At 59.6% G+C, this 23,444-nt stretch carries 16 protein-coding genes; 5 read left to right on the forward strand and 11 right to left on the reverse strand.

The window, feature by feature from the left end:
* The first annotated feature begins 58 nt into the window (after positions 1-58).
* Complete coding sequence (tnpC, locus tag A9D14_RS18260) at positions 59-1,723, forward strand: IS66 family transposase (RefSeq protein ID WP_066843521.1); 1,665 nt, start codon at positions 59-61, stop codon at positions 1,721-1,723.
* 148 nt (positions 1,724-1,871) lie between these two features.
* Here tnpC and A9D14_RS18265 read toward each other — a convergent pair whose 3' ends face one another.
* Genes A9D14_RS18265 through A9D14_RS18275 form a run of 3 tightly spaced genes read right to left on the reverse strand, consistent with a single transcriptional unit; the run spans position 1,872 to position 3,761 of the window.
* The gene (locus A9D14_RS18265; RefSeq protein WP_066850833.1) at positions 1,872-2,354 is read right to left on the reverse strand and encodes a hypothetical protein; all 483 of its coding nucleotides are present in this window, start codon (positions 2,352-2,354) and stop codon (positions 1,872-1,874) included.
* On the reverse strand, positions 2,347-3,054 hold the full coding sequence (locus tag A9D14_RS18270; RefSeq protein WP_066850834.1) for a hypothetical protein: 708 nt from the start codon (positions 3,052-3,054) through the stop codon (positions 2,347-2,349). The genes A9D14_RS18265 and A9D14_RS18270 overlap by 8 nt, the downstream gene beginning before the upstream one ends.
* A complete protein-coding gene (locus tag A9D14_RS18275; protein ID WP_066850835.1) occupies positions 3,054-3,761 on the reverse strand; it encodes a hypothetical protein in 708 nt (235 codons plus the stop codon). Before A9D14_RS18275 ends, A9D14_RS18270 begins: the two co-directional genes overlap by 1 nt.
* Positions 3,762-4,525: 764 nt before the next feature.
* On the opposite strand from A9D14_RS18275, the gene A9D14_RS18280 reads away from it, so the two are divergent.
* Positions 4,526-8,215, forward strand: a complete 3,690-nt coding sequence (locus tag A9D14_RS18280; protein WP_157668310.1) for a MobA/MobL family protein — start codon at positions 4,526-4,528, stop codon at positions 8,213-8,215.
* Positions 8,216-8,788: 573 nt separating this feature from the next.
* Positions 8,789-10,243 carry a hypothetical protein gene (locus A9D14_RS18285; RefSeq protein ID WP_066850837.1) on the forward strand — a complete coding sequence of 485 codons (1,455 nt, stop codon included), beginning with the start codon at positions 8,789-8,791 and terminating at the stop codon, positions 10,241-10,243.
* Between the two features lie 48 nt (positions 10,244-10,291).
* Here the strand turns inward: A9D14_RS18285 and A9D14_RS18290 are convergent, their stop codons facing one another.
* On the reverse strand, positions 10,292-11,095 hold the full coding sequence (locus A9D14_RS18290) for a hypothetical protein (protein ID WP_066850955.1): 804 nt from the start codon (positions 11,093-11,095) through the stop codon (positions 10,292-10,294).
* Between the two features lie 416 nt (positions 11,096-11,511).
* Here A9D14_RS18290 and A9D14_RS20335 point away from each other — a divergent pair, with 416 nt between their 5' ends.
* On the forward strand, positions 11,512-11,634 hold the full coding sequence (locus tag A9D14_RS20335) for a hypothetical protein (protein ID WP_269769234.1): 123 nt from the start codon (positions 11,512-11,514) through the stop codon (positions 11,632-11,634).
* Between the two features lie 3 nt (positions 11,635-11,637).
* Here A9D14_RS20335 and A9D14_RS18295 read toward each other — a convergent pair whose 3' ends face one another.
* Positions 11,638-13,152 carry a caspase family protein gene (locus A9D14_RS18295; RefSeq protein WP_332459796.1) on the reverse strand — a complete coding sequence of 505 codons (1,515 nt, stop codon included), beginning with the start codon at positions 13,150-13,152 and terminating at the stop codon, positions 11,638-11,640.
* Positions 13,153-13,626: 474 nt separating this feature from the next.
* Here A9D14_RS18295 and A9D14_RS18300 point away from each other — a divergent pair, with 474 nt between their 5' ends.
* The gene (locus tag A9D14_RS18300) at positions 13,627-14,355 is read left to right on the forward strand and encodes a hypothetical protein (RefSeq protein ID WP_157668311.1); all 729 of its coding nucleotides are present in this window, start codon (positions 13,627-13,629) and stop codon (positions 14,353-14,355) included.
* 12 nt (positions 14,356-14,367) lie between these two features.
* Here the strand turns inward: A9D14_RS18300 and A9D14_RS18305 are convergent, their stop codons facing one another.
* The 6 genes from A9D14_RS18305 to A9D14_RS18330 form a co-directional block, all read right to left on the reverse strand.
* On the reverse strand, positions 14,368-15,255 hold the full coding sequence (locus A9D14_RS18305) for a HEPN domain-containing protein (RefSeq protein ID WP_066850840.1): 888 nt from the start codon (positions 15,253-15,255) through the stop codon (positions 14,368-14,370).
* 168 nt (positions 15,256-15,423) lie between these two features.
* A protein-coding gene (locus A9D14_RS18310; RefSeq protein ID WP_087910617.1) for an IS5 family transposase occupies positions 15,424-16,246 on the reverse strand; the annotation gives its coding sequence in 2 pieces (ribosomal slippage) (positions 15,424-15,480 and positions 15,482-16,246; 822 coding nt in all).
* Positions 16,247-16,348: 102 nt separating this feature from the next.
* Positions 16,349-18,172 (reverse strand): UvrD-helicase domain-containing protein, encoded by a 1,824-nt coding sequence (locus A9D14_RS18315; RefSeq protein ID WP_066850841.1) that lies wholly within the window; start codon positions 18,170-18,172, stop codon positions 16,349-16,351.
* A gap of 8 nt (positions 18,173-18,180) precedes the next feature.
* The gene (locus A9D14_RS18320) at positions 18,181-20,055 is read right to left on the reverse strand and encodes an ATP-dependent nuclease (RefSeq protein ID WP_066850842.1); all 1,875 of its coding nucleotides are present in this window, start codon (positions 20,053-20,055) and stop codon (positions 18,181-18,183) included.
* 585 nt (positions 20,056-20,640) lie between these two features.
* The gene (locus tag A9D14_RS18325) at positions 20,641-21,924 is read right to left on the reverse strand and encodes an IS256 family transposase (RefSeq protein ID WP_066842647.1); all 1,284 of its coding nucleotides are present in this window, start codon (positions 21,922-21,924) and stop codon (positions 20,641-20,643) included.
* Between the two features lie 206 nt (positions 21,925-22,130).
* Positions 22,131-23,225 carry a hypothetical protein gene (locus A9D14_RS18330; RefSeq protein WP_157668312.1) on the reverse strand — a complete coding sequence of 365 codons (1,095 nt, stop codon included), beginning with the start codon at positions 23,223-23,225 and terminating at the stop codon, positions 22,131-22,133.
* Between the last annotated feature and the right edge of the window lie 219 nt (positions 23,226-23,444).

Consider the following 23,444-nt stretch of genomic DNA (forward strand, 5'->3'; position numbering starts at 1 on the left):
GTCAGAAGGTGGTGTTTTGCCCTTGCGGCAGAGGGTGGAACATGATTCCATCCCTTCCATGGAAGCCGCCATTTCGCCCCTTCCGGACGATGTCGAAGCGCTCAAGGCGCTGGTGGCGACGATGGCCCGCAGAGCCGAGGAGGCCGAGCAGCACGCCGCCACTGTCGCAGCCGAACTGGCCAACGCCCATGCCCACCAGAGCGCCATCGAAGCGGTGATCGCCCACCTCAAGCTGCAGATCGCCAAGCTCAGGCGCGAGCAGTATGGCCCCAGCGCCGAGCGCAGCCGCCGCTTGCTTGATCAGATGGAGCTGCAGCTCGAAGAGCTCGAAGCCGACGCCGCCGAGGACGATCTGATCGCCGAGGAAGCGGCAGCCAAGACCACCACGGTCACCGCGTTCGAACGCAAGCGGCCCACAAGAAAGCCGTTCCCCGATCACCTGCCGCGCGAGCGCGTCGTGGTGCCCGCCCCATGTTCCTGCCCGGCCTGCGGCGGGGATCGGCTCTCCAAGCTCGGCGAAGACGTCACCGAGACGCTCGAGGTGATCCCGCGCTCGTGGAAGGTGATCCAGACGGTGCGCGAGAAGTTCTCGTGCCGGGACTGCGAGAAGATCGCGCAGGCCCCGGCGCCGTTCCACGTGGTCCCGCGCGGATGGGCGGGCCCCAGCTTCCTCGCCATGCTGCTGTTCGAGAAGTTCGGGCAGCACCAACCGCTCAACCGGCAGGCCGAGCGCTTTGCCCGCGAAGGCGTGCCGCTCAGCGTCTCGACGCTGGCTGATCAGGTCGGCGCAGCTGCCCATGCGCTGATGCCGCTCTACAAGCTGATTGAAGCGCACGTCCTTGCTTCGGACCGCATCCATGGTGACGATACCACCGTGCCGGTCATGGCCAGGGGCAAGACCGATACGGCTCGATTATGGGTTTACGTTCGCGATGATCGCCCGTTCGCCGGATCTGATCCACCAGCTGCCCTGTTCCATTACTCGCGCGATCGGCGCGGCGAGCACCCGCAGACCCATCTCGCGGCATGGTCCGGTATCCTGCAGGCCGATGCCTATGGCGGCTACAACGAGCTCTATCGCGAAGGCCGTGATCCCGGTCCCGTGCTGGAAGCTGGATGCTTTGCCCATGCGCGCCGCAAGTTCTTCGAGCTGGCCGATGTCGTAAGCTCAGCCCGCAAGAAGAGCCGTGGCCAGCGCAGCAGCATGACCTATCCGATCGCGCTGGAAGCCGTGCAGCGCCTCGACGCCCTGTTCGATATCGAGCGGGGCATCAATGGCACGGCTCCGGCCGAGCGGATTGCCGTTCGCCAGGAACTCAGCGCACCGCTGATGTCCGAGCTCCACACCTGGCTCACCGCGCAGGTGGCCAAGCTGTCGCGCGGCCATGATCTGACCAAGGCCTGCCTCTACATGCTGAAGCGCTGGGACGCGTTCACCCGCTTCCTTGACGACGGCAGGATCTGCCTCACCAACAATGCTGCCGAACGCGCGTTGCGCTGCATCCCGCTCGGCCGCAAGGCATGGCTGTTCTGCGGGTCCGACCGCGGCGGGCAACGCGCCGCCATCATCTACACGCTGATCCAGACCGCCAAGCTCAATGACGTCGATCCGCAGGCCTGGCTCGCCGATGTCCTCGCCCGCATTGCCGATCACCCCGCCACCAGGCTCGACGAGCTTCTGCCATGGAACTGGGCGCCGCTCCCCGACGCAATCGCCGCGTAACTTCGGCTACGCCTCGGCCGGCGTCACACCGCGGCCTTCACCGGATGGATACTTTGGAACATCGTGTTGGCGAACCAACTTCTTTCCGGAAGAGAACATACGATCCCCGTCACGAAAGCTGATCCCGCGCCCACAATAAGACAATTGGCTAGGCGAAAAGCGCGAGGATGGTCCCCGCACTTCCCAGCAGCGCACCGCCCATTGCCACGAACATTATAGCTGCCAGGAACCACGCCCGATCCTCGGCAAGTGGGGCCGCTGTCGTCAGGCGGCGCCAGAAGCTATTGCCATCATCGATCTTGTCCATCGTGTTGGCCGCCTTCGCTAGCACGTGCTCGGTGTATCGGGCGGATGATTCCAGCTGCTGAACACGCGTGATGGTCGCCTCGATGCCGGCCGCCATGACGGGCATGAGGTCATGCAACTGCTTGAACGAATTCTGCATATCGCGAGCAAGCGCTTGGATGTGCGCATCTCTATTCGTTATCACGAGAAAGTGAATATGGAGTGCGCATAGGCAGAGATATGAATCGTCGATTCCCGTCTCGACCAGGCGCGACATCAGCTGGTGTTCCAGTTCGTTCGGTCGCCGGTCAAAAAGGCTCCTCCACAGAATCGAGATATTATCCACGGCAGTACTCCTCGAGTTGCAGACGGAACGCGCGCAATTCGGAATTGAGCATGAGCTTGCTTCCCGGCTGCGCTGACGTGGCGATCGCTTCGCTGAGCGTAGAATGCCTCTGAAAGAAAGTTGATTTGATGTCGCCGCTGAGGCGAGGTAGCGTGACAAACATGCTCGATTTTTGCATGGCTCCCGTCGGCTTGGTCACGATCAGGGGCACAGGCAAGCCGGCCCGCGCGAGATGCTGTACAATGCGAGGGTCTTCTTCGTTTTCATCAGCCACGTAGATGATGTAAACGGGGCGGGCGAGAGTTGCTTCGAGCTTCCGGTAGATTTCATCTACCCGGTGCAAAAGGCCCGGTTCGAACTCGATGATGGTCAGTTCATCAAGGCGATTAATCCTGATATCGAGGATCTCCGCGATCACCATGTCGGTTGTATTTTGAATGTGGAACCTGGCCCCTTTATGCGCACGGTGCGCGTAACCAGTCATGCCTGCGCACTCGATGAAGGTGCCCTTTCGTTCCGCCCCGGCAAGACAGAATATCGTCGATGATAATGTGCTCGCGCCAACTCCGCCCCTACTTCTGCAGACAAGAATGGTTGCAGACTGCTCCGAGCCTGAGAAGGTCAGTGGGTGCGAGAGTGTTCTCTCCGTTTCCGCAGCAATATGCTGCTGGATCGGGTTGAGCGGCGTCAATGCGTTCATTAGAAGAGGTCCTCTTGTTCGATATCTGATTGTTCGTTTTCTCCGCTAAGCGGCGGAAGAATTTCTTGCTCATTCGAGCCTCGCGCCGAGGACGCGGATTGGCCATGAGGCCAGACGTTCGAACCGGCGTCCGTCGGCTTTTCATTCGCGCTCGAGGGCGCTTCCGATCTCCTTTCTTCGAAAGTCAGATCTTCCGGTACGCTGCTTTTCGACGGCTGCGTGTCTGGCGTTTCAGCCCCTTCTGCAACAGCGTCGGGGGGTACGGATTGTGACGGTCTGATCTTCGGTTTTGATTTCTTGGCTCGGGCCTTGGGCTTGTCGTCCGGCGATAGGGTTGTCGCATCGGACGGACCTCGAGCAATTCCTTCAATCTCAGCGAATACCGCCACCTCCTCTGCCGCGATTTCGGCGATCAACCGGCATTTCCAGTCGTCCACCATCGCGATCCAGGCCTTGTTCTGCGCCTTTTGCAATCGGCGCTCGGCGGCTCGCTTGGAAGCTTTCGTCGAAGTGGACATGAGGTCGGGGTGCTTCTTAGCCTGCCTCGCCTGATAGGCCTCACATGCGGCTTCTTTGGTGTTGCGCTGCTGGAGAGCCTTTGTCTCAAGCTCGTTGTAGCGTTGCCGATATTCAGCCTTCTCGAGCTCGTACTCGGTGACGCGAGCGAGCAAGCACCGTGCGATTTCATCTAGTTTCGGTTTCATCATGCAGTGGTTATAGGATGAAATCTCGCGATCACCAAATACCGTTCGAAATTTTTTTGCGACGCGAGATCAGTCGACTCCGACACCGAGAAAAGGATCGCTACGGCGCCCTTATATTGCGAACCAAAGCGAGATCTTCGTTCGGAATGATGGGTGAAAGTTTTGAACGAAAATTCCTCTATCGTTCGTGAAGCAGATCTAATCTCTGACGAACCAGAATCCTATTTCGGTTCCGGATTGCTACTTACGAATGCAGAAAATGATTTTGTTCGGATTGCTCCCGATTAGGCGCAATACCTCAGGAAGAGGCGCAGCTTCGCAGCACCCCTCCCTGTTGCGTCCTTCGCCACTTCGGCTTCGGATAAGGCTCGCGGCGCTCGCACGTCGACCTCTCGGCCTCCTTCGTTGGGCGGGCTAAAGCCCTCGGGGCGGCGCCTGGCGGTGCCTTGGGGTTTGATTTTTCGAACGCGACGCGCTCCATCTTTTATTCGACTGCACGAACCGATCGCCGCGGCATCTCGCTCTCGCTGCCGGCATCCACTCGCAATCAAATCTGGCTTGCTCAAAAACTCGATCACAACGTGTCATAGCTGAGTTATAGGTCTGCTTGTCGATTTGCGTTCTCGCATCCTACAACCACTCACATGGCAAACCGATACCAAGATCGCGAACTCGACGCTGCGCGCGAGAGTCTAAAATCACTGAACGACAAGAGCGAACGCTTGCGGACGAAGGGGGGAAACCTTGACCGCGACGGAGAGCCCCGCTTGACCGCAACGCGTGAAAGTTCATCCTTCACACCATTGTCGTCCGATCCTTCAGCCGCGGCGCGCAAAAGCTTGCGAGGCGCTGATGGTCTGGACATGCCTCCACGGACAGCGTTCGCGCTCGGCGATCGCCATATCACTGGCGCCGTTGGCAGAGGAGCCGTCCGGCAGCAGAAGTCGGTCGGTTTGCTCGAGCTCGAGGGGCAAAAGAAAGGCGAAGAGGCTTCGCGTCGTTTCACCAAGCTGAACATTCCGGCCGCGAGGCCGCTCCGCGCTTCGAATGCAGCTGGCGCGACGAGCTTCCATTTTTCGCACGAGGCGATCAGCAAGACTCGCGCGGAGAAAGTCACCGCCCGCGGCACCAAGAACCGGAAAGGCGCAGCCGCCGATCACGCCAGCTATATCGAACGCGACGGCGCTGTCGCCAAAGGCGATCAGACGGAACTCGACAAGATCCAGGCTGAGCTTCTCGAGCAGGCGAAGAACAACCCCGAACTGGCGCGCAGCCTGTCCCTCGACCCGACGTCAGCCGAGGGAGCCTCGCAGGAGCCCGCTCAGCCACTCTCTGATGATCTTGGCGCCGGAGGTAGGGCGAGCGTCTACATCGAGCGCGAAAAGGCCCTGGCGCACGATGCAAACGGATCCGCAGTCTTGTTCTCGAACATCTCTGATGATCCTGTCGAGCGCCGCGAATTCTGGAAGCTGGTCGAACGAGCCGAAAGCAATCCCTCTGCCGACAAAATGCAACTCCGCATGGCCGGCAACGAAGAGTTCTGGTCGAAGGTTGCTGCTGACAAGGACTGCCCTAAGCCCGTTCGAGATGCGATCGAAGCGGCCGATCCCAACGAGATCGTCAAGATTTCTACCCGCGATAACGACGCCGTCCGTGCGATCATGAAGCGCCATGGCTGGAAGCCTCGTGAACGCCGGCCAGCCAATGAAACCGACGACCGGAAAGAGGCCCGCGAAGAACGCGAAGCCGCGGCCAGCTGCGGCGCTAAATTTGAAGACGGTCGGGGCGGCCGTGTCCAGTTCAGAATTGTCGGCGAATTGCCGCACGAAGTGTCTCACGAAGCCCGCGTTCGGATCCTCAAAGACTTTACACGCGAGTTCGAAGCGCGAAACCTGCCGCATATCGCGGTCATGCACGCACCAGATCATACGAACGATGATCGAAACTGGCACTTTCATCTCGTTTATCATGACCGGCCGGTCCGCCGCTTTACTGGACTTGCAGAGGACCACCTTAAAGAGCTCCCACTAAAAGCGGGATCGAAGACCGTCCGCCAACACGAAATCATGGCCGAAGCGATCAACGATCCTGCCATCCAGAAGCATGTGGGGTCCTGGGACTTCACCGTGCCTTGGTCATATCGCAAAGCAAACCGTCACACGATGACAACGACACCATTCGCCCAAATGAAGGACCGAGACTGTAACAAGCGCGATTTCATACCGCTGCTACGTCGCAACCTTGCGCATCTCACCAATCGCGAACTTGAGGCTGAAGGCATCGACCGCCGGGTCGACCCGCGTCGATATTCGGTGATGGGGATCCACAAGGAGAGCGACGAGCATCTTGGCACCCAGGCTGCTTCGCTCGAATCGAACGGCGTGCCCACCGAGATCGGGGTTCGCAACGAGGCGAACCAGTGGGAGTTCATCCAGCGCAAACTCGAGGCACAATCCCGTGCCGACCAGGCGAGGATCGACCAGCAGCTCAAGGTCTGGCGCGCTGGCCTCAGCGCTGCCCAGCTATCCGACCAGGATCGTAAAGACGCCGACCGTGAGCTGATCCGCTGGGAGCAATCGGAACGCGTCGCTGCCGAGCACCGCGCGATCGCAAAGCAGATGGCCGAGAATATCGACCGCCTTCGCTCGCGTGGGAACAAGGTTGCAAAGATGGCGAAGAAGCATCTGGGGGCCATCGAAGACGGACGCGCGACCAAGCGACAGCAGTCCAGCAAGCCCCGATATCAAGCCAAGCTCACCGAGGCCGAGATGCATCTTGCCGGTCTCGAGATCATGATGGGCCAAGAGATCTCGCAGATTGCCACCAGCAATGAAGCCGCCATGCGTCATTCGCGCACCGCCGAGACCGCAAAGCTCGTGATCGAAGGCCACATCGAACTTGGCGGCCAGTTGCGCAGGTCCAACGAGCAATCTGCAGCGCCAGCCCACGCCAACGACCCCCAGCTAGCAAACGCACAAACTGCCGACCCAAAACCGGCAGTCGCTGCTCCTGTGGTCGGCAACTCGACCATCGACAGTTACATCAATAGGATCGTCGAACTCAATCGTCGTCTGGTCCCAAGCCAGAAGGGCATCGTGCCGCGCGATCGCGTATCCACGGACATGCCGATCATCAACGCGCCAAACTATGCCTCCGCGCAGACGCGCCTCGCCAAGATCATGGATCACCAGCAGGCCGCGATCGGCAATCTCCTTTCGGCATTCCAAAGGAACCCGCGCATGGTGCAGTTCCGCCAGGAGCCGACCGACCTACATTACATGCTCACCAATGCCGAGCGTTTCAAAATCGGGACGCCCGATCGCGCGATGCAGGCAGCGTTCGTGAACTTTGCTGAAGAACCCGAGATCGTTGCCGAATTGAAGAAGGCGGAAGCCCGCCTGCTCAATGAACGCGCAGCGAAGTCGGTGCAGGCGTTTATGGCCAAAGCCGCAGATAAAATCGTCCAGCCTTCTGCGTCCGTTGAAGCTTCAAAACCTCCCCATGCCAAAGCACCCGAGAAGTCGCACGCGCCCAAGCCTGCCCACGATTACTCGCGCATCATCGAAACGATGCGGGCAAAACACCTCCGGCCTAAGGTCGCGAAGACAGATGCCGGCATCGAGGTCAGCTTCAGCAAAGCCGACGCAGCGCTATACGACCTGCCTGCGAACCTGGTCGTTGACGACGCTCGTTCGATTTCACGGATCGAAGGGATCGCGCGAACGCATGATCGAGCAGTCAAGCGCCTGATCTCGTACATGGCGAAGTACCCGTCCAAGGTCCAAGCAGGCGAGAATGGCCAGGCTCATAAGCTTGCCGCCACAGCTCCTTCGGAACTGCTCGACATCTCGAAGCAATTCTCGCGCGATCCTGAAGTCACCCAGGCAATGCAAAATGCTCTCGTCAAAGCGCGCATGGAAGCTCTCGATCGGCGCAAAGCAGCTGCAACCGAAAAGCCCGCGGCGCCCGAACCCCAAAAGGGCGGGGAAGGGGACTTCGGTCTCTTCAAGATCGAAGACGGCAAGATCGTCATGCCTACCCAGGATCTTCCCGACGTCGAAATTCCCGACTGGCGAACCTACGAGCCGAGCGGATACGGCAATCGCGCGCCCAGGAAGGACGAGGATCAGAAACCCAAAGAGCGCGAGCGCGCCACCATCAGGATCGACCCGTCGCGCGCCCACGAACTTGCGAGCTCGAACGAGCCTGCACAGACCCGCACGCTCACGCTTGGTATCGATCCGATCTTCGACCGCTGGATCGAGGTCAACAATTCCGGCGACCGTGAAGAGCGAGCAAGGCTATCAGCGCTCATCCGGCAGGATGAAAAGCTTCGTGAAATCGCGCAGTCTGTCGAACCTGGCTTCGCCGCGAGCTTCAAGGCGGACTGGGAGCGCCATGATGACCAGATGCGGAACAGGTTTCCGCTACCGCCGAATCTCGGCCTCGAACTGTGATGAGCGGTGTCAGGTCAATTTGAAGCTTCATGATCCGTCGCCGATGACCTGTCGTCAAAGTGAATCAAGGCGAATGGCTTGGTCTGGGACATTCCTGCCGGTCGGCGCCGCGACTGGGAACGTCCGGTTACTCCGACAGCGGCCATTCGTGGATCCGCTTACTCCTCTTCTCCCAGGTCCGGGCTGTCGGACGAACCGGAACGGCAGGTTTTAAGGCGCGAATTGCGGATAGCGGTCATTCTGGATTGCTGATCGTCCACGGCTGACCGCTAGAAACCCGCCTTGCTACGAGCTCGGCAATGATGCGTCCTGTAATCTGAACACAAAGATTGGTCCGGCCTGCGACGCTTGGTGATTGTTGTCCCATCGAAATACACCGAAAAAGGGCGTCGGCGAGCCTCTCTTGCCTCCCTTTTATTGGTCACAACCTTCCGCTTGTGAATTTCTGGCCTTCACCGGACGAAAAGACAAAAACATTGGACGAAAAGGCAAAAAGTTTGCTTTCATGCTGTGCCTCGCCCGCCATTCGGTTAGGATCGTGCGGCGAGACAATAGGGAAACAATCCGCGGTACATGACCGAACCTGAAGACGAATCCGATCCGCTGACGAACCAAGACGAATCGCAGTCGGAGCGAGACGTCGACGAAAACCTGCCCGCTCGGGCCACCGTCAGGATAGGTTCTGGGGTCAATGCGCTGGGTGCCCAGCAGCGCAATTTCGATGCGATCAAGAGGGTGACGCAGGTAGGCGCCCTTGCCAAGCTGAGCACCGGCGCCCAGAGGTTGGCCATGGCAGACAAGGTCTCTGCACTCACCAACATCGGCGTGACGAGCAGGCTTGCCCAGATGCTGGATGAGACAAACCGGCATTCGCTCCATCTGCAGGACATGACCAGCACCGCGCGCCTGCTCGCGCAGAGCGGTATATTCGCGGAAAATTCAAAACTGGCGGCTCTCGCGAGCGGCTATCCAGGCAGCACGCTGCCGAACTGGGCGATCTTTCAGGACCATTCGGATATCGGTCGGTTGATGCGCTCACAGCGCTGGGTCGGTCACTTCTCGGCCGACTCCTTAGACCGCGCAACGGGCCGTGCCGCCAGGTTCGCAACCGGTGGGCTTGTCAGCGAAGAGCTTCGGCTCGTGGCGGAACGCGCAGCCGGCATCAGCGGTGGCTCTGGGATAGACGCGCTGAAGGTCTCGCCAGGGGTCGAGGAGATGCTGGCCCGCAATGTCCGTATCGGCGATACACTCTCCAAACTTTCGATATTCGCTGGCGCCATCGATACGATCGGCGCTTTCAGCCAGGCCAGCAGCGCAGCCGTGGATTCGTTGCTTGGCAAATGGCAGACCCGACCTGACCTTCCTGAAGAATTCTGGCACCGCCGTTCGGTCCGTCAGCGTTACTATGAGGAAGCGGAAGTCGACCGCGGCCTCATCGACACCCGCAACACCGAGATCGTCGAGGTTCTCGTTGAGAGCGGACTTGTCAAAGGCCAGGTTCGCGGAAAGCGCGTCACCGCCGTGATTGAGGCCGGCCCGCTGAGCGTCGAGGTATCGGCCTCGCGCACGCGCATCGGGACCTATCGCGCGATCACCGGCTTTGAAATCGCGATGCGCGGCCTCGTCCGACGTGTGCTCGTGCAAGCCCAGATCGACGCTGGCGAAAACCCGGACACGTGGTTCAAACAGCGCGTTCCCGGCGATATTCTACAGCGAGCAAAGGAGCGCAAGGCAGATGCCGAACGCGCTGGCGAACAGGCTGCCGATCTCATAGCGTTTATCGACCTAGGCGATCTGATCCCTATCGTGACGCTTAAGAAGAACTGGCCGGTATTCCAACCGATCTTCGGCAACGCCGAGGATTTTCGGGTGGACATGCGCCGCCTGAACGCGATCCGCAGGCCCGCAATGCACTCCCGTTCGATCGATCCTGTCCAGTTCACGGAGATGGTCATCGTCATCGACCGCATCAGCTCCATGATAAGGGACAGCTTTGGCTGGATGGCTGAGTGGGACGAAGAGGACTGACGGTGAACCTGCGCACCTGCGGCCGGATGAGGTCGAGGCCTTTGCGGTTCAGGTGACCGCCCCATTGCGCGCCCTCTCGCGTTGGCGGACGCCCTTGACGAAATCGGCGCCGACTCCGTCGTCGGCATCAAGATCGAGCGAGCAGTTGACCAACGCGGCGAAGCTTGCGTCGCTCAGCTTGAAATCGAGCGGCAGCAGGACCGGCAGGCCTTCGCGCCGGGTTTCGATCGCGGCGAAGATCGCCTTGAGATAGTCGGCGAGACCCTTGCGGTTGGCTTTGGTCGCTGCCTCGGTAATTTCGTCACTCGCCTCGATCTCCGCCTCCTCGGCATCGCGCCCCAAAACAGCGATGCATTCAGCGATCTGCGGCCAATATTTGAGCCCATAGGTGCGCGTGGCCTTCAGCGGCTCCCGCACACAGGATTTGTAAAGGTAAACGTCCTCGCCGGCCCGATCGATCAGGTTGAGCGGATGGTATTCGGTGTTGGAATAGAAGCCTGACTGATTATGCAGTTTCTCGCGCTCGCGAAGAAGTTGAACGAGTTCCGCGGCAGTGTCGGCGATCTCGGCATTGACTTCCTCCAAGCGTGCGCGTGCGGCGCGCGCCTCGGCGATCGCTTCGGGATCCCAGAATGTGGCCGAGAGAATTACACCGAGAAAGACGCGAATCGCCAGCTCATCGGGGGCGAGCTTCCTGTGTAGCTCCGAGTAGACGGGTATCATTTCGAGGCGGCGGCTTAACAGCCGCTCGGCCACTGCGCTCTCGCTCGGGACAACGTTGTTTCCGGTATTACAGGCGATTTCGCTTCGCAGGATCGCTTCGCAAAATTCGGTCGGGTCAAGTTGCGTCATCTGTCCGCCCTTTTTTGGCAAGTTGGGTGCGAACCACTTTTTGGCGATCCGCAGCGCACCTGTCGGAACCTGATGCATTGAAAATGAGCAGCATAAAAATACCTGTCCGGTGGCAGTTGCTGTTCACCGAAAATGGCGATCGTCCTGTAAATCGTGCGCGGGTGCCTTTCATTGCGAAACTTCGGCGGAAACGGCAGCGGTTTTGGACACGGCACCGGTGCCTGACGAAAGAAACTGACGGCTCCCGACCAGCGCCGGTCGTTCAGATCGACCACCGAAAACGTCTGCTCTTATCAAAAGCTGCCCATGGAATGCCCCGAAGTGGACTCTCACCAAGGCGCCCGAATATCGGCCATTCTTTCATTAATTCGCCGATCCTAGAAGCGGACGTCCGCCAATGCGATAGGGATGAGGATGTGCTCACCTTTCGCGATCGCAGCTTCCCGGACGATCTGATTGAGGTGCACCGCACCGACCAGCTGTGGGTGCCAAAGAAGCTGAAGCCAGCGACCGACGTAGGCGCGCCGACGCTGGTCTGAAGACTATGTCGGCATTCGGCAGGACCAGCCATAAGGGAACCTGACGCTCGCTATGCCCTTGGCAGGCTTGCCATAGCTGAAGGTGAGCAGCCGGCGCGGGATCACCAGCTGACGCGCAATCCAGTCCTCGAAATCATCGCGATCCAATGTGCGGTGCACGATCTTGTCGCCCTCTTTGAAATCGGCGTCGACCGAACCGAGCACGTTGGCGCCTCCGACGAAAATCTTCTTCACCGCATTGTCTGCCTTGGCGTCGAGCGTCACATCGACGGCGGTCGGCTGTTCCTTGCCCGGCAACACATGGAAGCGCCCGATTTCGGGCAGGAGGCAGCGCGAGATGAAGGCAAAGCTGTCCGCGAACTCCTTGTGCTTCTGCAGCGCGAACACCTCGTTGAACTTGTCGTCCTTCGGATCGTCGCGAACCTCACCGGCACTATCAAAGAAGATCTCGAAGAGCATGCCGTCGAGCAAGGCCTTGCGCTTGACGCCCGGCACAGCGGTCGTGCGATCGGCGAACGCGTTGATGAACCCGACCGCGGAATTCGAATGGCCGCACGCCGACTGATAAATATTGCGGCCCAGGACGAACAGGGAATCGGTGGCGAACTTCGCCAGCACCGGCCCCTTCAGGGTGTCGATCGCCGGGTTCTGGGTGGGCCAAGTGAGCGACTTCAGCTTCTTGATGGCTTTGTGCGAGGTGCGCGCCTCGTCAAGCACGAACAGGGCATCGCTCAGTGCGGTCGGACCATATTCGGTGATCAGCTTCGCAATGCCGAGGTTGAAGTAGAACTCACCGGCGAGCGAAGTGTGCTCCCAAGAGATCTGTTTGCCGCTGGTGGCCGCGCTGAGCGTATTGCGCACGCGCTTGAACATCGCTTCGATCGAGCAGTCCTGCGCGTCGATATGCTCGAGGAGGGCTGCGGTATAGGCGCCATTGCGGCCCTTGCCGTCGTCGGCGAACTGGCCGGGCGAAGTCGAAAAGGCGATCATGGTGCCGCGCGGCGCGTAGACGGCAGCAAGCCCCCTCGCCACGCCGCGGTGCCAGCTCCGTTCGAATGGATTGTCGCGACAGGCGTCGAGGATGATGATGTTGGTGGAGGTGTCGGTCTTCTCCATCTGGGCGATCACGCGATTGAGGGACAGCGAGCTGTGCTTGGCATCGATCTCGTCCTCGACCTCGGTATCAACGGCCGCGAGATAATTGTCGCCGTCGATCTGAAAGCCGTGCCCCGCAAAAAAGAACAGCCCGACGTCTTGGTCGGCGAGCGTCGCTTTGAAACGCTTCAGGGTCTTGTCCATCTGCCGATGGGTGGCATCGTTCAGAAGTGTGACGTCGAACCCGCAGCGCTCGAGCACCTCGGCGACATCTTCCGCGTCATGACCCGGATTCTTGAGCTTGCTGGCATGGGCGTATTTCGCGTTGCCGATGACGAGGGCGGAGAGGGATCTGGACATCTGACCTGGCTGCTGATGAGAGGAAGCGGGTTGACTATCATTGCCCAGTTCGACCCGATCCACCAGTAATGTGGTTATCGCCGCACCTTCCGCCAAGCGCTTGGTAAAATGTCACGCAGCACGCCGAAAGGCATCAGCAGATCTTAGAGAAGGAGCTTAAACGGATCCCCAAGTGACCGGTTTCAAGCATAATCGGACGGTTCCAACTGAGACGCCAATCGGCAGGAAAGTCCCACGACGCGGCGTCCGCTTCCGGCAGCTCCCAACCAAGGTCAGTCGTTCACTCCTCCCCGCCGAGCGTCCGTTAGCAACGAAAGCTGTCGACCACGCGCTTTGAAGCGGACGATCCGCAAGCGCCGTCATCGGCCATTGAACCGAGAAAATGACCTTCCGGCAAGCAGCCAACGATACGGAAAGCACTTTGCCAGGCGTCGTTGGACAACAAGGACAACCCCTTGGCGCGAACGGTGGCGGAGTTATCTCGGGTAGTAGAGACCTGACCAAATTTGCTTTTAGAAGGCAATTGCGGATTCTCCCTTGAACGCACATTACCCGCGCATGACTGCCCGCTGGTTTACCGATCCCGCCGCAAAGGGCCCATCCGCCATCACGCCGACTTTCACCCCGGCCGAACTTCAGGCCTTCGAGGAGATCCTGACGTTCGCACGCGATCCCGCCAATGCTGAGATGGAGCTGTTGCTATGCGTGGACGCAGCCGGAACCTGTGAGTACGGAAGGTCGACCGGACGAAAGGGAGCGCCGTTCACCCCGGAGATTGATGCGGCAATTGCCGCGAGTTGCGGCGTCCGTCAGTGGCATAACCATCCGTCACAAGATTCGCTGAGCCATCATGATTGGTTGTGCGCGGGACTGTCGGACATGGTCGAAGTCCTCGCTCTCAATGACCAAGGATCGATTTTCGTTGGACGGATCGTCAAGTGGGACGATCGACTGCACGGTCTCTTGGAATCGCTTCCGAGGCTCGCAGCTGATCTCGAGATGCACGTCGATGGCCTCGCCAAAGATCGAGGCTTTGCTGCCATACATCTGGTCGCAATGGCCAGCCTGACGGGACATATGCTGAACACTGCCTTGGCCAACACAATGCCGGTACGGTATGCCTACGCCTTGCAAAACGCCGACCAAAGAACGATTGTTGCAGCCGATGCGCTGTCGATCATCGCAGACGGGATCGCCTTCGCCGAACAGGCCATCCAAGAATGGCTCGACAAGCATGCGCCTGCTTCAGATGCCGAGCCGTTGTAAGCAGCCGAACCGCTAGGACGGGAAGAACGGGCGCCGCGGCGCGGGCCAATCGCCGGCTTCCATCTCAGCGGCGAGGTCGCGAGTCCCGAACCGCCTGACTGTCGAAGCCGCCAGGAACTGGACGCCTAGCGCGAGCCTGACGACCTGCAACCGGTTGAGGCCCGCTGGCGCATATCGGCTGGCAACATAGGGCGGAAGGTGCGCCACAATATCCGTCGCAGTCGCATCGTCCCGGTGTGGAGTTTCGCGCGCCAGTCTCTCCATCAGCTTTTTGAGATCGTGGCCTGCCGGGCCCTTGAAGGAATTCGGATCGGCGCCGTTCTTGACCAGCGCCGCCTTCAACGAAAGCTCGGCAGTCATACAGATCGGCTGGAGCATAGAATCGACGCTGAAGGTCGTAGGAAGCCCATTCGCGGCGTCGGCAAGGTTAGAAGTCGCCATCTGCCAGAGCGTCAGTTCCGGCCCCAAGCTACCCTTAATGTCATCGAGGCCGTAAGTAAGGTCGGCAACGTCCGCGAACGCGAAACTCGTGCGAGCGGCCATGTCCCGGTCTTCCCGGCACCAGCGCCACCAGTCCTCAAGGCTTGAAAAGCCCAGCGCGGCCCAGACATTGATCGGGCCTGGGCTGCCGAATACGACAGGCACGACGAATCGCCGAACCTGATCAACCACCGCAACCAGTCCGACGCCCATGCCTGGCCAGTTATCATCAACTTCGGGAATCATCTCCGCATATGCATCCATGATTCTTTGGACTTCGGGGTTGCCGCCGACGCCCATTACGAATGCCGAGCCAAGGATTTCCATCGCCGCGCGGAAGGGACGCTGGTGCAAGTGCAAGCCTTGCTCAGCGTATTTCAGATCGAGCGCACGAAGCGTCTCCTTGGTCCATCTGCTCATGCCGTGAACATAGGTAAAAAGCCAGATTGTGACATTCGTTTCTGGCGGCGCGAACGCCGCAGTCTAACAACAACGGTAATTCGGGTTTTCAAATGAAATTACCCGAACTTAAACGCCAGCGCTTACGGCTCAACCTTAGAGTCTGATTCAAAACTAACCGACGTGATTTCATAGCCTTGTGATGCGGCGCGTGAGGAGCTGGATCGAGGCGATGAACAGCCACGCGGGTTGCCGAGGCGATGGTCTGCTCGAAGTCCTTTGCGAGACGTCGGTTTCGGTTAAGCCATGCCAGGGTGCGCTCGACAACCCAGCGGCGTGGGAGAACCTCAAAGCCCTTTGCTTTGTCGGACCGTTTGACGATTTCGACGGTCCACTTACCAACCCTGCGCAACGCTTGGCGGAGCTTGTCGCCAGCATATCCGCCATCGGCGAAGACATGCCGTAGCCACGGGAAGCGATGGATGATTTCGGCGAGCACCAGCGGTGCGCCATCACGATCCTGGATGTCGGCGGTGTGGATCACCGCATGAACGAGATTTCCATCGGTGTCGGTGAGGATGTGGCGCTTGCGTCCCTTGATCTTCTTGCCTGCGTCATAGCCCCGTGAGCCGCCACTTTCCGTGGTTTTGACGCTCTGGCTGTCGATCACTCCGGCGCTTGGCGACGCCTCGCGGCCTACAGCTTCGCGCCCGATCAGCAACAGGACATGATTGAGCGACAGCCACAGCCTGTTATCACGCCACAGGTAGAACCAGCGTCGCACCGTCGAGACCGGCGGAAAGCAGGGCGGTAGCATCCGCCATGGCAGTCCGCCCCGCAGCAGATACAGGATCGCTTCGACAATCCGCCGCAGCGGCCACTTGCGAGGGCGGCCAACATGAGAAGGTGGCGGGAAGAACGGCTCCAGCACCGCCCATTCGGCATCGGTCAAATCACTTGGCAATGCCAGTTCCGCGCGGGCATACAGTGCGCGAGTGGTGTCGGTCCACATCGTTGATTTCCTTTGGTTCGTTGCAAAACCGCTGAATCAACGACTTGAGTAAGCGTCAAGCTAACCAGCTGATACCACTCAACTTAATTTCGGATCAGGCTCTTATGTCACAGGGATGAGAAGGACGCAGACATCGTCCTTGGGCGACATGATTGTCGTTCGGATCTTCGCGCGGGTCACGCTGACGCGGAAATTCTGGCGCGCCTGTGTCATAGGCCCCGCCCTCACATTGCCGCCAACTATCCGATCTGGGTTACGCTTGATCTCACCTTTGAACCGCGTCGGCCAGCCTTCGAAGATGATGACCTCATCGAACTGCTTACCCTTGGCTTTGTGCATGTTCATCACGACAACACCTGACTCGGGCTTGTGCGCCGTCGCGAAGTGTTCCTGAACGAATGATTGGCGGGTAATGGCAAGAGCGTTCTCATAGGCGCCGGTATCGCGCCAATCCTGCGAAAGGCTCTGACGGAGCGACGTGCCTCGCTCCAATAGGCGAAGGTTGCGGGCTTCTTCGGCAACCTCCACGAGCCGCTTGCAGTCGCCCGTCTCAAGAACTTCGCGAACCATAGTCCAGTCGAAATCTGGCTTGCCGGTCAACACCACTGCGTTGGCAGCCTGATAAACTGCAAATGTCGACTGCAAGACGCTGTTGCCGGGCGTTGCCTTTCCTTTGGCAAGACAACCGTTCCACTTCTCCAGCGCAGACCTGAACCGCGCGGCTTCCTTTAGGTCGCCATTCCTGGGAGTGGCGCCGCCCCGTCCTTCGAAGAAGCTGCAAAGCAGGTCGACAAAGTCATCGAAGCAGCCGCCATGGCTGCGCTGCTGCAGGAGGAACGCGATCATTTCAGCAGCAAGAATTGGCCCTTCCATATCGACGGCTGCCGAATGATCGATCGGTGGCACGTTACCGAACGGCGCACGCAGATTGTCGGACACGAGACGCGTCATGCGCTTGGTGGGAACTAGAATAGCGAGCGACCACTCGCGTTGACCTAGTGCTAAGAGCCGCTGTCGGGCCTGAAGTACCTGAGCAACAAGCGAGGCGAAAGCTTGATTGGGGTTCGACGCAAACAATTCGAATCCCACGCCTTGATAGGGTTTGTCGCGAAACTTGCCCGCAAGGAGATGATTGCCGAAGATAGCAATATCGGTGCCCTTGCTGCGGTGATTGTAGCCGGCAAGGTCGTGCTCCGACGGAGTGAAGGCGGCCTTGAAGTGGTTCAGCCGCTCGGGATCGGCCCCGATAAAATCGAAGATGCGCTGCTCGGGATCGGCCAGTGCGATCAGCGTGCTGCTCTTCCCGATCGCCTCGACGGCGCGCCATTGCTCGGCACTGGTGTCCTGAAATTCGTCCAGGATGATGAACGGGTACATGGTCGAGACGAGCTGGCGCACCTTGACCGAACCATGCAGTAGGGTGGCAACGCGTTCGGCGAACAGGTCGAAGCAGACCTTTCCTTCCTCGGTCGCGAGCCGCATGCGTTCAGCTATTTCCAATGCTGCTTTCTGCGCTTTTTCGTCGTCCGAAAGCTTTGACGGGGCTTTGAAGCCGCTGCGAATCGACGACAATGCGATTGCTTCGTTCGGCGGTGTCAGGATCGTCATCCGCCGCGGGAACCCGACCAGGTAGCCGTGGGCCTTGAGGATGCGCCAGAAGAACGAGTGATAGGTATCGACCTCGATCCGTATCTTTTCCTCCTTGGTTACTGTCCGCTCTTCGTCGATCGCCTCGAAAACGCGCGAGACGGTCGCGCGCGCAAAACTGAGGAAAAGGATGCGCTGCCCAGGCCGCAGTCTTTCACGCGCAATCTTCGCCGCCTTCAGGATCGACACTGTGGTCTTGCCCGAGCCGGGACCGCCGACGACGAGCTGGGGCCCGTCGGCGGTCATCACTTCCTTTTGCGTCGGCGTCAGGTCGACCATGGCGCCCCCTAAGCACCGGACCCAATGCCAGTCTGTTCACCATTCCCCGCCAGAGGCGCGGCCGGTAGCGGAGGCGCAGGCGGCACTGGCGGTGCTGGGGGCGCGACAGGTGCGGGCGGCGGATCACAGATGGCCTTCAATGTTATGCACGCGTCGCGGATCCAAGATGGAATTTCGGCCTCGGAACACTGCCCCAGAAAATCGGCGATGCCCCAATTTCCCTTAGCCCACCCGAAATACTCTTTGAGTGCCTGCATCAGATTGGCCTTGGGATCGGGATAATTGCTGAGAATGTGTGGCGGCCAGTCGAGCGCATTCGAGAACCGCTCGAGCGCCTCCTGGGTCGTATTCTTGAGAATCAGATCCTCGATCCCCTTTTCGTCGTGCATGAAGAGCCGCTCAACCTGGGCTTCGATCGCCGCCTTCGCGGGATCAGTCTGCTTGTCGCATAGCCCGAAAGTCCGTTTGCCAAGGCCCTTATATAGCCCCGCGAGGTCGGCGATCTGCGACTCGGTCCCTGCATCGATAATGCAGATGCCCAGCGCCTCGATCGAGGCATAGGTTTCGGGATTAAGCTCGGACAATCGGCGCGCGGCCACGGGGAAGGCGCTGGCCTCGGTCGCCCCCTCAGCAATCAGCACTCGCCGGGATAGAAGACCCTCGCAGAAGCGTGTGCGGAACTCCTGACGGTAGCGCTTGTGCTTGACGCTATCAGGCAACGCGATCTGCGCCTGGCTCAATTTGCCCGCACTATCCCGTGACATAATTACCGTCTCTTCCAGCTTGAACTCCTCGAGGACGTAGGGCGAATGGGACGTGACGATCGACTGCGCTGCCAGCTTGCGCAACTCGTGCACGATCCGCTTCTGCGCATAGGGCGGAATCGCCGTCTCGACTTCCTCCATCGCGAAAATGACGTTCTGCTTGTCCTCGGCGATCTGCGACAGCATTGCCAAGACCAGCATGTTGATCGTGCCGGTACCCTGCCGGAAGAACGGCGCCGCATGAGTACCGTCGCCGGTCGCGATAAAGGCGGTTACGACCTTGCGCAGATGATCGCGCGTCAGATTCGACACCTTAAGGTGCGGCTTCACGCCCCATTCGCGTGGCACGTATTTCTTTAGCGACTTGTCGATGCTGTCTAGGACGCCGGAAATGCCGAGTGCCGGATCGCTTGCCACGTCGATTCCGGCGAGCGTTCCGATAGTGCCTTCCCACATCTGTGGCCGGATTTCCTTCAGGCGCAGGATGATGTCGAGGAGGCTGCCGTGCTCCAGGCTTAGCGCGCGCGACCCCGTGCGCAGCGAGCGCAGGAAGAGAAAGCCGCAGTGTTGCTTGTCTTTCTTGGTGAAGGGCTCGGATTTGTCGCCTTCGGTCAGGCTTCGCGAATAGAAAGTACTGCCGGTGAAATCGTCTTCCTCCGGGTCATAAGCGCCGATGAAGGTGACACGCAGCGCGGCCTTGATGTCCGCTGCATCCACGCCCGCCGGATTGGCATCGGTGAAGAAATTGCCCGTGGCGACGTTGAGCCATTCTACATGCCCGCCGAACCTGGCCTCCTGCTCTTCGGAAAGGCCAATGATCGTGACTTCAACCCTGATTTTCGGTGCGTCATCGGGGGCCGCGTCCGTCCCCTCATTGGGCTCAGCACCTTCCTCAGGCGCCGCTGGAGCTACGGCGAGATAGTTGCCCTCGAAAAAATCATGCTCGTCGACTGGCGGGCGTCGACTCAGTCGATCCGGACCCAGCGCAAGGTCTATAGCTTCGAGGACAGAGGATTTGCCCGTGTTATTGTCGCCGATGAGGACGGCGTGGTCAGGCAGGACCAGCTTCGTAGAACTGATGCCCCGGAAATTATCGATCGATACGGCGTAGATCTTCAACGCAGCCCCCCCTGGCGCAATTCAGTTCTATTGTTTTCTCTACTCACCGCTACCGCCGATTCGACGCGACGTCACCCGCCATTCCAGCAAAAAGCACCGCGAAGACGGACGAATGGTACGGTTTTGAAATGCAGCCACTGCGGCCGATCAAATATCTTTAGGAAGCGTCGGTGACGCTGGTGCGGCTTGGATAGAAAGGCTGATTATCGTCCATTACAATCCCACAGGACACTCTTGGAAAGTCCAAATAGTGAGACCTAGGAGAAAGGGCTTAAGCAAATCCACAAATGGCCGGTGTCAGCGCAACGCGACGATCCCAGTCGCGACGCCGACTGGCAGAAATGTCCCAGACCAAGTCGCTCAGGCGCACCCATTGATCGATGAACGTAAGGCAAGTTTTGAAGGCTTCAGCTTGAGCCTCGAACGGCGGCAATGTCGGCGAGAGATGCCAAAGTTTGGTTGATCCCGAACGTCAGCGTACTGCTTTCCAGAAATGACAGACCGCTATTCCGCGGCCCGCTTCTGGTCGCGGGAATGTCCCGCTTTCTGTTGAAACTCGCCTGAGCGGCGGTGCTTTCTGCGAGGTTATGCGGCGTTCTTGACTTGGTCAATCTGGTCCTTTTGGCGGTGGTCGATAAGGGCCTGCTTGAGAATTGGCAGCTGCTTGTATGCCTTGAGACGCCGGAAACCCTTCTTGGCTTCGAACATGCCCGCGGCTGTCCAGCGCAAGGCCATCCTGGCATCCCGCCAGCGTTTCACGTTCCGGCAGACCTGTCGGATGACGCTGTTCATGGACTCGATGATATTGGTGCTGGCCAGTGAACGCCTGAGTTCAAGCGGCAGCCCCAGCCTGACCACGGTGAGGATTTCGTCGAGCCCCTCCAGGATCGAGCGCGAGACATCGGGGGCCTCCTGTTCGAAGCGCCGTGCGAGATTGCGGATCAGGCGTTCGGCCTTTTCAGCATCGTCCATCTCCCAGGCCTGCTTCAAGGCGCGGCGTACAGCGGCATGATGCTTGGGCGCAAGGCGGTCGGTGATGTTGCGCGCCTTGTGGACCTGACAGCGCTGGATGGGAATGTCCGCCCCGAAGGTCCGACGCAACGCCTTGCTCAGCGCCTTGGCCCCGTCCACGATGAACAGGTAGCAGCCCTCGGGGTTCACTCCACGCTCGATCAGATTATCGAGCAGGGCTTGCACCGTTGCTGCGTTCTCTGTCGCCCCCTCGACGACACCCAGAGGGTGCTTTTGCCCGGAAGCCTCAATCCCGACAGCGCCGATCATCAGCAGATGATCGTCCAGATGCAGCCCGTCGATCTGGATGGCGACCAGATCCAGCTCCGACAGATCGGAGGCCATCCATTCATCGAGCTTGGCCTGTGTCAGCGCCTTGAACCGCCGGGAGACCGCAGAACTGGATAGGCCGCTGCCCGCGTCCGCAGGTACACCGGCCTCGGGCAGCCGAACGGCACGGCCGAATTTGCGCGTGGCCATGTTCATCACCATCAGGTTCATGGCCCATTGGTCGAGATACCCACCCGCAGCGATCTCCTCCCAACTCGGCAGCGCCATTTCCTTGCCCGTCGCCTTGCTGCGAACGCGCGGGCGATCGACCTCGATCTTGCCGCCATGAAAGCCCACTTGGGATTTCGTGCGACCCCAACGGTAGCCGGGCTTACCAGGGCAATGTTCATAGCGATCCCCCGCCAACCGGGCCACGTCTTCGTTCATCATCTGCGTCAGGCTTTCGATGCCCGCCATCAGGCAGAACTGCTCGAAACTCTTCGTCAGCGCGCCATAGGCGTCCTCGACAAGCGAAGACCCGACAGGCGCGGTGGCCAGGGCACTGGCAGATGTGGTAGTCGTCTTCATGGTGTTGCTTCCTTTCTTGGTTTGATCACCCCGAGCCTACGGCTCAGGGGAAGCAACGCCACCCTCTTTCAAAGTTTCAACACTCGCCGGGACATCCCCTCTGGTCGCTCGAACATTGAGACGAATGTGCCAGAAATGTGCATAACGCTGAAACCACAGATCGGCCGAATTCTCACACCGCGCCCGCCACGAGGGACGGCAGCCCCTCACCTGCGCGAGAAATCCCGCTGCTGAACAGGTTCGCCGCCAAGCTGAACCTCGATAGTCACCTGCGTGAAGCCGCGCTCTCCCTTGTGCAGATGCAGCACCTTGCTCGAGCAGCTCTTGCCTTCCTGGTGGATCGCACGTCGCAAGAAGCAATCCTTTGGTAGATAACCGAGCGTCTGCCCGTGCGTATCCGTCACCGCAAGGGCGAGAGCGTCGTAAGGATTGCCCGCTTCGTGCCAGATACGCACCTCGTCACCCACGCCGATGCCGGCCACCGCCGTGCGGTAGTGCTGCTCGCCAACCAGCGAGACGGGCAACTTCTTCGTCTGGAGCTGGCGCTCCCTCGTTTCGGCCGCGAGACGGTTGCTCTCGCACATCGCCTCCAAGTATTCTGCTGAGGGCTCGCGGCCGAGCCGCTCCCGTGCCTCCCGCAGCCAGCGTGTCAGGTTGTTCTCATTCGGCCCCGTGGCGGGAAACCGGATGTGGAAGACCTCGATCTCATCGATCAGCTCGGCATAGTGCTTCTGCTTTCGCAACAACGTGGCAAGCCGGCGAATTGCCGACTGGTCACACCATCCGATCTGCTTGTTCTCGATATCCGGGGGATGGTTGCGCTCGTGCTCGATGAAGCGCGCATTCGCTTCCCGATATCTGGCGATGGCCAGATCCGGATCGCTCTTCTCCAGCTCCCGCGTGGCGGCGACAAACGCCTTGATTTCGTCGCCTTGAGTTCGCCATTCGTCGTAGCGCTTCCAATCAATCCTCGGCTCGCTGCGGCCAACATGCCGCTCGGGCCCGAAGCTGCGCATGGCGACGCCAGGGTAGATCTTCGAGACGGACGGAAGCTTACGGTTGACGCGTAAAAAAATGAGATCGTCGTCGGTGTATACCTGCAGTTCGCGCGCATCCACGGTATTGCGGATATAGGCGGCGAACACTTGATCGATCTGCTCGATCTGTTCGCCCGTGAAGTGGTGCTCGAACTTGCAAGAGGAACAGGTGACCACCGTCTCGATCGTCAAACCCATCATTGACGTCGAGAAACGATCGCCACAACTGCACGTCAGCGTGACATCAGGGAGAGACTGGCTCATTGTTCAATCAACTCCCGTATCAGATAAGCGGCGCTTTCGAGCCGTTGATCCCGGGCTCAAAGTATCCACGAGAAGCTCCCAACGTTTCCGACGTTGCGGCTCTCACCTTGCGCGATCGTCGGCATTTCCCTTCTCCAGCCTTGCCAGAATTGATGTCCAATGCTGCCGGGCACGCTGAGGCTTTGCAAGATGGCGGCAGGTCCTAGGTGATGGCCACGT

Origin of the sequence: Croceicoccus marinus, from assembly GCF_001661675.2 — a bacterium.
GTDB lineage: Bacteria > Pseudomonadota > Alphaproteobacteria > Sphingomonadales > Sphingomonadaceae > Croceicoccus > Croceicoccus marinus.

Coding starts and splice junctions, on each gene's coding strand:
- tnpC (WP_066843521.1), top strand. CDS start 59: ATGGAAGCCGCCATTTCGCCCCTTCCGGACGATGTCGAAGCGCTCAAG.
- A9D14_RS18270 (WP_066850834.1), bottom strand. CDS start 3,054: ATGAACGCATTGACGCCGCTCAACCCGATCCAGCAGCATATTGCTGCG.
- A9D14_RS18275 (WP_066850835.1), bottom strand. CDS start 3,761: ATGATGAAACCGAAACTAGATGAAATCGCACGGTGCTTGCTCGCTCGC.
- A9D14_RS18285 (WP_066850837.1), top strand. CDS start 8,789: ATGACCGAACCTGAAGACGAATCCGATCCGCTGACGAACCAAGACGAA.
- A9D14_RS18290 (WP_066850955.1), bottom strand. CDS start 11,095: ATGACGCAACTTGACCCGACCGAATTTTGCGAAGCGATCCTGCGAAGC.
- A9D14_RS18305 (WP_066850840.1), bottom strand. CDS start 15,255: ATGAGCAGATGGACCAAGGAGACGCTTCGTGCGCTCGATCTGAAATAC.
- A9D14_RS18315 (WP_066850841.1), bottom strand. CDS start 18,172: ATGGTCGACCTGACGCCGACGCAAAAGGAAGTGATGACCGCCGACGGG.
- A9D14_RS18325 (WP_066842647.1), bottom strand. CDS start 21,924: ATGAAGACGACTACCACATCTGCCAGTGCCCTGGCCACCGCGCCTGTC.
- A9D14_RS18330 (WP_157668312.1), bottom strand. CDS start 23,225: ATGAGCCAGTCTCTCCCTGATGTCACGCTGACGTGCAGTTGTGGCGAT.